The sequence below is a fragment of the Actinoplanes sp. NPDC004185 genome (genome assembly GCF_053603475.1).
The window spans coordinates 1-10694 of record NZ_JBSGFR010000097.1; the positions used below are offsets into that span (position 1 = coordinate 1).

Below are 10694 nucleotides of genomic sequence, written 5' to 3' on the forward strand. Positions count from 1 at the left end.
GCTGGTCGGCGACCACTCGGGCAAGTTCTACCCGCGGCAGACCATGACGATCAACTGGAACCTGTGGTTCATCGACACGGCGGCGCACACCGGCGCCCCGGCACCCCCTCGATGCCGGGGCACGCCGCCAGCAACGACCGCGACGCCAGCGCCGAATGCACCGACGCCTGCGACAGATACACCCGCCGGCCGTCGCCGGCCCGCTCGAGCTCGTCAGCCGACGGCGGCTGCTGCTCGGCCCACGTCGACTCGTCCCAGCCGTGCCCGTGCACCACCCCGTCGACCGGCCGCGTCCGCGCGAACGCCGACACCGCCGCCAGCAGCTCCGCCGCCGACCGCACCCCGGACAGATCCAGCCCGTCCGCGGCCAGCCCGGTGTCCGTCGCGTGCAGATGCGCGTCCACGAACGCCGGCGTCACCAGCGCGCCGTCCAAGTCCACGGTCACGTCCGCCGACGGCGCGTCCGCCGCCGCGCCCAGCCAGGCGATCCGCCCGTCGCGCACCAGCATCGCCGACGCGCGGGGGTCCGCCGCCGAGTAGAACCGACCGTTCGCATACACCACCGAGGGGGAAATCATGAGTGTCAGTGTGCCGCGATCCGCGCCTCGAACAGAGCCCGCACGGCCGGAGTGCGCCGCACCACATCCAGCGCGAACGCCGCATGCCCCGGCACGTACCCGTTGCCGATCAGCATCGTCACGTCCGCCGCCAGGCCCTCGGCCCCCAGCGCCGCCGCCGGGAAACTGGTCGCCATCGAGAAGAAGATCACCGTGCCGCCGGCCGCGGTCGCCAGGATCGCCCCGTGCTCACAGCCGGGCACGTCCACGCACACGACCGTCACCGTCGCCGGCTCACCCAGCGCCGCCACCACCGCCGACGACACGCCCAGAGGATCCCGGGCGTCGGCGACCGCGACGTGATCGGCCAGACCGGCCGCCAGCAGCGCGTCACGCTCGGCGTCCGACACGACCACCCCGACCGTACGCGCGCCCGCCAGCCGCGCCGCCGTCAACGCCAGCGACCCGCTCTTCCCGGCCCCACCCAGCACCGCCACCGACACCGGACCGGCCGCCGCGTGCCCGCGCACCACCCGGTCGGTCAACGCCGGCGCCCCGCACACGTCGAACACCGCCAGGGCCAGCTCCGGAGCCAGATCATCCGGCAGCACCGCCACCACCGAACGGCCGAACAGAATCGCGTGGCCCGCCGCCGGCACCTGCTCGCTCAGACCGTCCCAGCCGGCCAGCCCGTCGGTCACGACAAGAGGGGTCAGGGTCAGCGACACCAGCGTGGCGACCCGGTCACCCACCTTCACCGGCAACGGCGACTCCGGCCCGACCTCGTCGACGACCCCGATCAGCATGCCGCCCGAACCCGTCACCGGGTTGTGCATCTTGCCCCGCGTACCGATGATCTCCAGCACCTCGGCCCGCACCGCCGCGCCGTCCCCGCCATGCTTGCCCGACAACTGCCGGAAGCTCGCCGCGTCCAGATTCAGCCGCTCCAGGCGGATCCGCACCTCGTCCGCGCCCAGCTCCGGGCGCGCGTCCAGCCGCCACGCCGCCTGCGGCAGCACACCGACCGGCTCGACCACCCGAGACAGACCCACGGGAAACGACATGCCCACCATCCTCACAAGAAACAACTTGCCGTGCGGTCGTCCCACCGTAAATCCTCCGGGGCGACAGTTACTAGACCGCAGATTCTCCAGTATCGTCGATCCAGTTCGCTCCCCGACCCCAGGAGGCCCCCGTGACCGAGCTGAAGAACGACGCGGCCACCGCGGCCGGGCAGCCCTACAACTACCAGCGCCGCCCGCTGGTCGAACCCGACTGGACCCGCTTCCCCGGCTGGCGCGACATCACCACCGCCCAGTGGGAATCCGCCCAGTGGCAACGCGTCAACTGCGTCAAGAACGTCAAACAGCTCCGCAAGGTCATGGGCGACCTGCTCGACGACCGCTTCTACGCCGACCTCGAAACCGACATGCAGCGCCTGGCCACCATGTCCATGCTGGTGCCGCCCCAGATGCTCAACACCATGGTGCCCGACCGCACCCCCGACACGGAGTCGTTCTACGCCGACCCGATCCGGCGCTACATGATCCCCGTCGCCACCGACCGCCACCTCGACTGGCCCTCACACCCCCACGCCACCCGCGACTCCCTGCACGAGCACGACATGTGGGTCGCCGAAGGCCTCACCCACCGCTACCCCACCAAGGTCCTGGCCGAACTGCTCAGCACCTGCCCCCAGTACTGCGGCCACTGCACCCGCATGGACCTCGTCGGCAACAACACCCCCACCGTCGACAAACTCAAACTCACCCTCAAGCCCGTCGACCGCTACGACGCCCACCTGGCCTACCTCAAGGCCCACCCCGGCGTCCGCGACGTCGTCGTCTCCGGCGGCGACGTCGCCAACGTCCCCTGGAAACAACTCGAGACCTACCTGATGGGCCTGCTCTCGGTCCCCACCGTCCGCGACATCCGGCTCGCCACCAAAGCCCTCATGGGCCTGCCCCAGCACTGGCTGCAGGGCGACGTCGTCGAAGGCCTCAACCGCGTCGCGATCACCGCCGAACGCCGCGGCGTCAACCTCGCCGTGCACACCCACGTCAACCACGTGAACTCGCTGACCCCGCTGGTCGCCCGGGCCGCCCGCATGCTGCTCGAAGTCGGCGTCCGCGACGTCCGCAACCAGGGCGTGCTCATGCGCGGCGTCAACGCCACCACCGCCGACCTGCTCGACCTCTGCTTCGGCCTGCAGGGCGAAGCCGGCATCCTGCCGTACTACTTCTACATGTGCGACATGATCCCCAACGCCGAGCACTGGCGCGTCCCGGTCTGGTACGCCCAGCAGCTCCAGCACGACATGATGGGCTACCTGCCCGGCTACGCCACCCCGCGGATCGTCTGCGACGTCCCCTTCGTCGGCAAGCGCTGGGTCCACATGCTCGCCGAGTACGACCGCGAGCACGGCATCTCCTACTGGACGAAGAACTACCGCACGTCCATCGAGGCCACCGACGACGAAGCCCTCAACAAGCTCCACGCCTACTACGACCCGATCGACACCCTGCCCGAATCCGGCCAGCAGTGGTGGCTCAAGCAGCAGGCCGGCCAGTAGGCCCGGCGACCGCAGCTCCCGGGTCAGCGACCCGTGAAGATCACCAGGGAACCGGCATTCACCGCATCGCCCGCACGGCGCTCACCCGGAGAAACTCGAGCTTCTCCGCGTCGGCACCCCGCTCTGACGTCGAGTAGATGACGACCTTGACGTCGGAGGCCGGCACGACGACGACGTCGCAGTCGAGCACGACGTCACCCACCACCGGGTTGTGCACGGTCTTCACCATGCTCTGATGGGCCGCCGCCCGCCCCTCGTCCCACCGCGCGGCGAACCGAGGGCTGCGCGCCCGCAGGTCCGCGACGAACGCCCGGAACCGGGGATCCTCACGGTAGTCGGCGGCGGAACGCCGCAGGTCGTCCACCAGCGCGCGCTCGAACGCGTCCGGACCACCATGGGCCGTCGCGACCCCGCTGATGCTGTCGTCCACGAACGCCTGCACGAGCAGGTTCTGATTCGGGTCAGCCGCCACGGAAGGGGCCTGGAACAGCGCCTGCCACAGTGGCGTCGAGGCCAGCTGGGTCCAGTCAGCGGCGAACACCGCCAGCGGCAGATCCGACATGCGGGCCAGCATCCGCTGCACCCCAGCCGGAATGTGATGCGAGACGGTCCCCGACGCCGGGGCCGTCAGACCGGCGGCCCGGTGCAGCAGGGCCGTCTCGGTGCGGGTCAACTGCAGCGCCCGGGCCAACGCGGCAACTATCTGCTGAGAAGGAGTGCGGGCCCGCCCCTGCTCGAGACGAGTTATGTAGTCGACGCTCACGCCGGCCAGCTGCGCGAGCTCCTCGCGCCGTAGCCCAGCCGTACGACGCCGGCCGAAGGACTCCAACCCGACATCGGCGGGTGTGAGGTGCTCGCGCCGGCTGCGGAGCAACTCACCGAGTCGCAGTACCCGTTGGCGGCGTACGGCTCCTCCAAGGTCGCGGTCACCATGCTCACCATGCAGTACGCCCGCACCATCCCCGACATCCGCTTCAACGCCGTCGACCCCGGACAGTCAGCAACGGACTTCACCGGCGGACTCGGCCACAGCGTGCAGGACGGAACGGACGCGGCCGTGCGGATCGCCACCCTCGGCGACAAGACGCCGACCGGTACGGCGACCAACCGGGATGGTGTCCTTCCCTGGTAGGCCGGACACCATCCGGAACCCGAGAGTGCCCGATAACAGCGCACACAAAAGGCCCCCGGGACCGTCGTCCCGGGGGCCTCGCTGTGGGCCGGATCAGCTGAAGGCGTCGCGGACGTCCTTGCCCGCGTCCTTGACATGCTCGCCGGCCTGCTTGGCGTGTGCGGAGGTCTCCTGCGCCTGGCCCTCGGCGATGAGCCGCTCGTTGTCCGTGGCGTCGCCGATGCCCTGCTTCGCCTTACCGGTCAGCTCTTCGGCCTTGTTCTTGGCCTTGTCCGTGAAGCTCATCGTCAACCTTTCCGAAGACTCGAACTTGATGGTTCTTGTTGGTGAAAAGGTGCCCGAAGGGCTCGATTTTGAAACACAGCTCACTCCGGGTGGGACGGCGCACCGCGTGTAAAGCGTCCTAGGATCCTGGTCATGAACGATCAAGCCTCCTCCTTCGGACTCGCCGCCGCCGTCTACGAGCGCGGGCGGCCCCCGTACCCCGCCGAAGCTCTTGACTGGCTCCTGCCGGCCGGGGCCGGCCACGTCGTGGACCTGGGCGCCGGCACCGGCAAACTCACCCGCCAGATCCGCGACCGCGGCCTGCAGGTCACCGCGGTGGAACCCTCCGACGGCATGCGCGCCGAGCTCAGTCGCGTCCTGCCGGACGTGCCGGCCCTGGCCGGCAGCGCCGAAGCCATCCCGCTGAGCGACCACAGCGCCGACGCCGTCCTCTGCGCCCAGGCCTGGCACTGGGTCGACCCCGAACGGGCCGTCCCCGAAGCCGCCCGCGTCCTCAAGCCCGGCGGCCGGCTCGGCCTCATCTGGAACCTGCGCGACGAACGCGAGGACTGGGTCCGCCGCCTCGGCGAGCTCATCCACTCCCCCGAAGATCACCGCCGCGCCGATTTCGGGACCCTGTTCGGTCCCGTGGAGATCCGCGAATTCACCTGGACCCACGAGATCACCCTCGACCGGCTCCTCGACCTGGTCGCCTCCCGCAGCTACATCATCCTGCTCGGCGAGGACGAACGGGCCGCCGTGCTGGACGCCGTCCGCGAACTGACCGCCACCCACCCCGCCCTGGCCGGCCGCGACACGTTCGCCCTGCCCTACGTCACCGAGTGCGCCCGGGCGGACCTACCGCAACGCTGAGCGCCACACCGGCAGGTGCGCGGCGAGATAGTCGGCCGCGCCACCCCAGTGCACGCCGTGGCCCTCGGTCCACAACCGGGCCCAGGGCTGCGCTCTGGTCCTGGACCCGTCGGCCAGCAGGTCGTACATCGCCCGGGTACGAACCACGAGCTTGCCGGGCAGGGCGGCCCGGCCCGCGGCGTCGAGGTCGTAGCCGTCCACGACCGCCCGCAGCCGCGGCGCGTCAGCCTCCGGATCACCGCCGGCGACCAGCGGTGCGAAGGTCTGCGCGAGGTAGGCCAGGTCCCAGAGGCGGGTGCCCGGGGCCGAGGCGTCCCAGTCGATGAAGGTCCAGGTGTCGCCGTCGCGGATCAGGTTCCACGGGGCCAGATCCTGGTGACAGACCAGGTCGGCGCCGTCCGGTGGGATCGCCACGTCCCACCGGGCGCCGGGCGGCGGCACGAAGTCGGTGGACGCGTCGTGGATCGTCCGGACCATGGCGCCCAGCCTGCGGAGCTCCGCCAGGGTCATGGGTGGCGCCGACTCGCCCTGCCGGCCGGGCACGAACTCCAGCACCTGACGGCCCTGCTCGTCGCGGCCGAGCACCGCCGGGACGCCGGCGACGCCCTTGGCGTGCAGGTGACGCAGGAACGCATGCACGGAAGGTGTGGCAGACGTCCAGGGCTTGCGCACGGTGGAACCCGAGCGGACCACGGACGCGGCTACGTTGCCGCCGGCCAAAGGCTCCTCGCGGTCCGGGGCGGTGGTCAGGCCGTCCAGCCCAGCCGGATACGCCACTCGTCGGTGGTGCCCTCGCGGGGGTCCTGCCGCAGGTGCAGCACGGCCTGCAGAGGAATCATCTGCTCCGGCGTGATCCTCGGAGGCAGCTGCCGGAATTCCTCTCGGCTGCGCACGGCACGCTCCTTGTTCTCCACGAGCTCCAGGCTAGGCGCCCCGACCACTCCCCACAATCGCTCTTTGTCGAGGTGGGTCGCCGTAGGCGGCGTTCTGGGTGTGGTGGGGCGCACCGCGCGTAAGGCATCCTAGGACGTTGCTTCCCGGGGCGATGAGCTGGGACTTTGACAACATGCAGGTGATTGCCTGCATAATGGTCGCCGTGACCCCCGAACCAGCAGCCATGGACCCGGTCTTCAAAGCACTGGCCGACCCGACCCGCCGGCTGCTGCTCGACCGCCTGCGCGCGCAGAACGGCCAGACCCTGCGCGAGCTGTGCGACCGCCTGGCGATGACCCGCCAGTCCGCGACCCAGCACCTCGATCTCCTGCGGGCGGCCAACCTCGTGACCGTCGTGCGACGCGGGCGCGAACGGCTGCACTACCTCAACCCGGGCCCCATCCACGAGATCGAGCAGCGCTGGATCTCCGGCTTCGACAAGCCCCGGCTGCGGGCGCTCGACGCGATCAAGAACAAGGCAGAGGAGTACGCCATGAGTGCAGAAGTGCCGACCTACGCCTACACCACCTACATCCGCGCGACCGCCGAACAGGTGTGGCAGGCCCTGACCGACGCGGACCTCACCGCGCGCTACTGGGGGCACGCCAACGTCTCCGACTGGCAGCCCGGCTCCCCCTGGGAGCACCGGCGCACCGACGGCTCGGGCGTCGTCGACGTCGTCGGCCGGGTGCTCGAGGCGGAACCACCGGCCCGCCTGGTCATCACCTTCGACGACGTGCCCGAGGAGCAGCTGACCAGGGAACCGTCGGTGGTGACGTTCCTGGTCGAGCCGCACCAGGACATCGTCCGCCTGACCGTGACCCACGAGAAACTGGCCAACCTCGAGATGCACGGCGGCATCTCCCGGGGCTGGCCCGCCGTCCTGGCCAACCTGAAGTCCCTGCTCGAAACGGGCGACGTCCTCCCCCAGGCGCCCTGGGACATGTCCCCGGCGCACAACTGAGCCGATGGACACCACCGCGCTCACCGCCGCCTACGGCGCCCTGCTGGACGCCGCCACCACCGTTGCCGGGGCCGCCGAAGCACCACCGCCCGGCGAATGGAACGCCGACGAGATCCTGGCCCACGTCGCCCTCGTCACCGCCGCCACCATCGCGACCGCCGCCGCAGTTGCCGCGGGAGCCACCACGACCTACGACAACCGCCTGGCCCAGGACGCCTGGACCATCAACCGCGTCATCTCCCTCGCCGGCGGCACCGCGGGACTGCGGGAACGCATCCGCGGCCAGGGAAAGGCCTTGTGCACCCTCGCCGGCCCCACCCTGAGCGGGACCGAACTCGACACGTCGGTGCCCGCGCTGCTCCTGTCGCACAACACCGCGCTGGTCAACGGCCCGGTGACCCTGCGAGACATCATCACGGGCCTGGCCGAGGTGGAACTACCCGGCCACACCCGGCAACTCCTGGCCCTGCTCCCGACCGAGGACAACCCATGACCGTCGCCGAGCCGGCCTTCGTGTACGTGACCTACATCCACGCCACCCCGTAACGCGGATCGGCGAAGCAGGCTCCGCGGCCGGGCCGGACCCCTCCGCCGTCACCGGCGTGCCGCCGCACACCCCCTACGGCGTCCTAGGACACTATGCCTCCGGCTTGGCGGCGGGAGCGATCCGCGGCGGCCTGTTCTCGTACGGCGTGCTCAGCACCACCGTCGTCCGCGTCGTCACGTTCGCCGCCGTCCGGATCTCCTGCAGCAGCCGTTCCAGGTCGGCCGGGCTCGCCACCCGTACCAGAAGCAGGTAGAAGTCCTCCCCCGCCACCGAGTAGCAGGAGTCGATCTCCGACAGGTGGGCCAGCCGCTCCGGCGCGTCGTCGGGCTGCGACGGGTCGAACGGCCGGATCGCCACGAAGGCCGTGAGCGGAAGCTCCAGCGCCTCGTACGACACCTTCGCCGTGTATCCGCTGATCACGCCGCGCTGCTCCAGCCGGCGTACCCGCTGGTGCACCGCCGACACGCTCAGGCCGACCCGCTCCGCGAGATCGGTGTAGGACAGCCGGCCGTCCACGGTGAGGGCGCCCACGATCGCCCGGTCGATCTCTTCCACCGCGACAAGATACCGGTCGTGGCCGCCCGGTATCGAACCCGTTTCAGCCGCGGGTCAGCGATCGGCTGATGACCAGGCGCTGGATCTGGTTGGTGCCCTCGACGATCTGCAGCACCTTGGCCTCGCGGAACCAGCGTTCCACCGGGTGGTCGCTGACGTAGCCCGCCCCGCCCAGCACCTGGATCGCGTCCGTGGTCACCCGCATGGCCACATCGGTGGCGAAGAGCTTGGCCTTGGCCGCCTCCACCGAGAACGGCCGGCCGGCGTCCTTGAGCCGGGCCGCGTTCAGCAGCAGCGCCCGGGCCGCCGAGACCTGCGTGGCCATGTCGGCCAGCATGAAGCCGACCCCCTGGAACTCGGCGATCGCCCGGCCGAACTGCATGCGCTCGCGGGCGTACCCGGCGGCGTAGTCGACCGCGGCCTGGGCCAGGCCGACCGCGCAGGCCGCGATGCCCAGCCGGCCGGCGTCCAGGGCCTGCATGGCGATCCGGAAACCCTGGCCCTCCTCGCCGACCAGGCGCTCGACGGGCACCCGGGCGCCGTCGAAGACGATCTGGGCCGGCGGCGACGAGCGCAGGCCCATCGTCTTCTCCGGCAGCTGCGGCAGGATACCGGGCGTGTCGGCCTCGGCCACGATGCAGGAGATCCCGGCCGGGCCGGGACCGCCGGTGCGGCAGAAGATGTTGTAGAAGTCGGCCTGCCCGCCGTGAGTGATCCAGGCCTTGGTGCCGGTGACGACCCAGTCGTCGCCGTCGCGCACCGCCCGGGTGGTCAAGGCCGCGGCATCGGAGCCACCCTGGGGCTCGGAGAGACAGTACGCGCCCAGCAGGTCACCGCCGAGCAGGTCCGGCAGGGACTTGCGCTGGCGCTCGCTGCCGTACGCGGAGATCGGGTAGCACGACAGCGTGTGCACGCTGACGGCCTCGGCGATGGCCAGCCAGGAGCCGGCCAGGATCTCCAGGACCTGCAGATAGACCTCGTACGGCTGACCGGCGCCACCGTCCGCCTCCGGGTAGGGCAGGCCGAACAGCCCGGCGCGGCCGACCGTCCGCAGCACGTCGCGCGGGAACAGGCCCTCCTGCTCGTACTTGGCGACCCGGGGGGCCAGCTCGCCGTCGGCGATCTCCCGGGTCAGGCCCAGCAACTCGTACGCCTCGTCCGTTGGCAGCATCCGCTCGACCGTCACACCAACCAGCTTAACGGTCGTTTGGTTTCCCGTCAGCCTCCGGCCCCGGCGCGGCCGGAGGAAGTGTCGGTGGTTGGCACTAGGTTGGGACCCGTGACTCAGCGACCTCTGCTGGCGGTCGACGCCCCCAGCCTGTATTTCCGCGCGTTCCACGGCATCCCCGAGTCCGCGGCCCGCACGCAGGCGGGTGAGCCGGTCAACGCCATCCGCGGCTTCCTCGACATGATCGCCCAGCTGATCCGCACCCGGCACCCGGACCGCCTGGTCTGCGCGCTGGACGCCGACTGGCGCCCGGCGTGGCGGGTCGCGCTCGTCCCGTCGTACAAGAAGCACCGCGTCGCCCACGGCGACGTCGAGGAAGTGCCGTCGGCCCTGGAGAAGCAGGTCCCGGTCCTGCTCGAGGTCCTGGCCGCGGTCGGCATCCCGGCCTTCGGCGTCTCCGGGTACGAAGCGGACGACGTCCTGGGCACCCTCGCCGCCACCCAGCCCGCACCGGTCGAGGTCGTCTCGGGCGACCGCGACCTGTACCAGCTCGTCGACGACACCCGCGGCACCCGCCTGCTCTACTGTGGCCGCGGCGTCGCCAAGCTGGAGGACAGCGACAACGCCGCGGTCGAGGCCAAGTACGGCGTCCCGGCCCGCTGGTACGCGGACTTCGCGGCGATGCGCGGCGACCCGAGCGACGGCCTGCCCGGCGTGCCCGGCGTGGGCGAGAAGACGGCCGCCCGGCTGATCGCCCGCTACGGCGGCATCGAGCAGATCCTGGCCGCGCTGGACGACAAGGACGCCGGCTTCGCCCCGGGCCTGCGCACCAAGCTCGACGCGGCCCGGGACTATCTGGCGGCTGCCCTGCCGGTCTGCAAGGTCGCGCTCGACGTGAAGCTGCCCGACTTCGACCCGGCGCTGCCCACCTCGCCGAAGGACCCGGAGGCGCTGCTCGCGCTGGCCGAGCGGTGGAACCTGGCGGGATCGGCGCGGCGTCTGGTCGACGCCCTCGCGGGCTGACCCCGCAGGCCTCACGCGCTCGGCAAGTGGATCGACGATCCAATAGGAGGGGATGCCGACCTCGGCATATTTCTTCAGCTTGGCCTCGCGATCACGGCTCTGCGAC

At 71.0% G+C, this 10694-nt stretch carries 13 protein-coding genes and 1 pseudogene; 6 read left to right on the top strand and 8 right to left on the bottom strand.

Translation table 11 applies throughout. From position 1 onward, the window contains the following. Positions 1-95: 95 nt before the first annotated feature. Together ACWEOZ_RS43545 and kdd are read right to left on the bottom strand one after the other, a co-directional pair. A pseudogene (locus tag ACWEOZ_RS43545) lies at positions 96-578 on the bottom strand (amidohydrolase family protein); the annotation flags it as partial. A gap of 5 nt (positions 579-583) precedes the next feature. Beyond that, complete coding sequence (gene kdd, locus ACWEOZ_RS43550; protein WP_451916543.1) at positions 584-1621, bottom strand: L-erythro-3,5-diaminohexanoate dehydrogenase; 1038 nt, start codon at positions 1619-1621, stop codon at positions 584-586. A gap of 131 nt (positions 1622-1752) precedes the next feature. On the opposite strand from kdd, the gene ACWEOZ_RS43555 reads away from it, so the two are divergent. Next, positions 1753-3129, top strand: a complete 1377-nt coding sequence (locus ACWEOZ_RS43555) for a KamA family radical SAM protein (RefSeq protein WP_451916544.1) — start codon at positions 1753-1755, stop codon at positions 3127-3129. Between the two features lie 58 nt (positions 3130-3187). Here ACWEOZ_RS43555 and ACWEOZ_RS43560 read toward each other — a convergent pair whose 3' ends face one another. Next, positions 3188-4003, bottom strand: a complete 816-nt coding sequence (locus tag ACWEOZ_RS43560) for a helix-turn-helix transcriptional regulator (RefSeq protein WP_451916545.1) — start codon at positions 4001-4003, stop codon at positions 3188-3190. On the opposite strand from ACWEOZ_RS43560, the gene ACWEOZ_RS43565 reads away from it, so the two are divergent. After that, positions 3980-4261: a hypothetical protein gene (locus tag ACWEOZ_RS43565; RefSeq protein ID WP_451916546.1), complete on the top strand. Its 282-nt coding sequence runs from the start codon at positions 3980-3982 to the stop codon at positions 4259-4261. The two genes, ACWEOZ_RS43560 and ACWEOZ_RS43565, sit on opposite strands and share 24 nt — an antisense overlap. A gap of 93 nt (positions 4262-4354) precedes the next feature. Here the strand turns inward: ACWEOZ_RS43565 and ACWEOZ_RS43570 are convergent, their stop codons facing one another. Next, a complete protein-coding gene (locus ACWEOZ_RS43570; RefSeq protein ID WP_366152002.1) occupies positions 4355-4546 on the bottom strand; it encodes a CsbD family protein in 192 nt (63 codons plus the stop codon). A gap of 132 nt (positions 4547-4678) precedes the next feature. Between ACWEOZ_RS43570 and ACWEOZ_RS43575 the strand changes: the two genes are divergently transcribed. Then, positions 4679-5398, top strand: a complete 720-nt coding sequence (locus ACWEOZ_RS43575) for a class I SAM-dependent methyltransferase (protein WP_451916547.1) — start codon at positions 4679-4681, stop codon at positions 5396-5398. Here ACWEOZ_RS43575 and ACWEOZ_RS43580 read toward each other — a convergent pair. Continuing rightward, positions 5384-6175, bottom strand: coding sequence for a phosphotransferase enzyme family protein (locus tag ACWEOZ_RS43580; RefSeq protein WP_451916548.1), 792 nt, complete (start codon positions 6173-6175; stop codon positions 5384-5386). The two genes, ACWEOZ_RS43575 and ACWEOZ_RS43580, sit on opposite strands and share 15 nt — an antisense overlap. Next, complete coding sequence (locus ACWEOZ_RS43585) at positions 6145-6291, bottom strand: hypothetical protein (protein ID WP_451916549.1); 147 nt, start codon at positions 6289-6291, stop codon at positions 6145-6147. The genes ACWEOZ_RS43580 and ACWEOZ_RS43585 overlap by 31 nt, the downstream gene beginning before the upstream one ends. Positions 6292-6494: 203 nt before the next feature. Between ACWEOZ_RS43585 and ACWEOZ_RS43590 the strand changes: the two genes are divergently transcribed. Both ACWEOZ_RS43590 and ACWEOZ_RS43595 read left to right on the top strand, forming a co-directional pair. After that, positions 6495-7295: an ArsR/SmtB family transcription factor gene (locus ACWEOZ_RS43590; RefSeq protein ID WP_451916550.1), complete on the top strand. Its 801-nt coding sequence runs from the start codon at positions 6495-6497 to the stop codon at positions 7293-7295. Between the two features lie 4 nt (positions 7296-7299). Next, positions 7300-7788 (top strand): hypothetical protein, encoded by a 489-nt coding sequence (locus tag ACWEOZ_RS43595; protein ID WP_451916551.1) that lies wholly within the window; start codon positions 7300-7302, stop codon positions 7786-7788. Between the two features lie 144 nt (positions 7789-7932). On the opposite strand, the gene ACWEOZ_RS43600 is transcribed toward ACWEOZ_RS43595, so the two are convergent. Both ACWEOZ_RS43600 and ACWEOZ_RS43605 read right to left on the bottom strand, forming a co-directional pair. Next, the gene (locus ACWEOZ_RS43600; protein WP_360552003.1) at positions 7933-8397 is read right to left on the bottom strand and encodes an Lrp/AsnC family transcriptional regulator; all 465 of its coding nucleotides are present in this window, start codon (positions 8395-8397) and stop codon (positions 7933-7935) included. 43 nt (positions 8398-8440) lie between these two features. After that, on the bottom strand, positions 8441-9583 hold the full coding sequence (locus ACWEOZ_RS43605) for an acyl-CoA dehydrogenase family protein (RefSeq protein ID WP_451916552.1): 1143 nt from the start codon (positions 9581-9583) through the stop codon (positions 8441-8443). Positions 9584-9676: 93 nt separating this feature from the next. Between ACWEOZ_RS43605 and ACWEOZ_RS43610 the strand changes: the two genes are divergently transcribed. Then, positions 9677-10588, top strand: coding sequence for a 5'-3' exonuclease (locus ACWEOZ_RS43610; RefSeq protein ID WP_451916553.1), 912 nt, complete (start codon positions 9677-9679; stop codon positions 10586-10588). Positions 10589-10694: the final 106 nt, after the last annotated feature.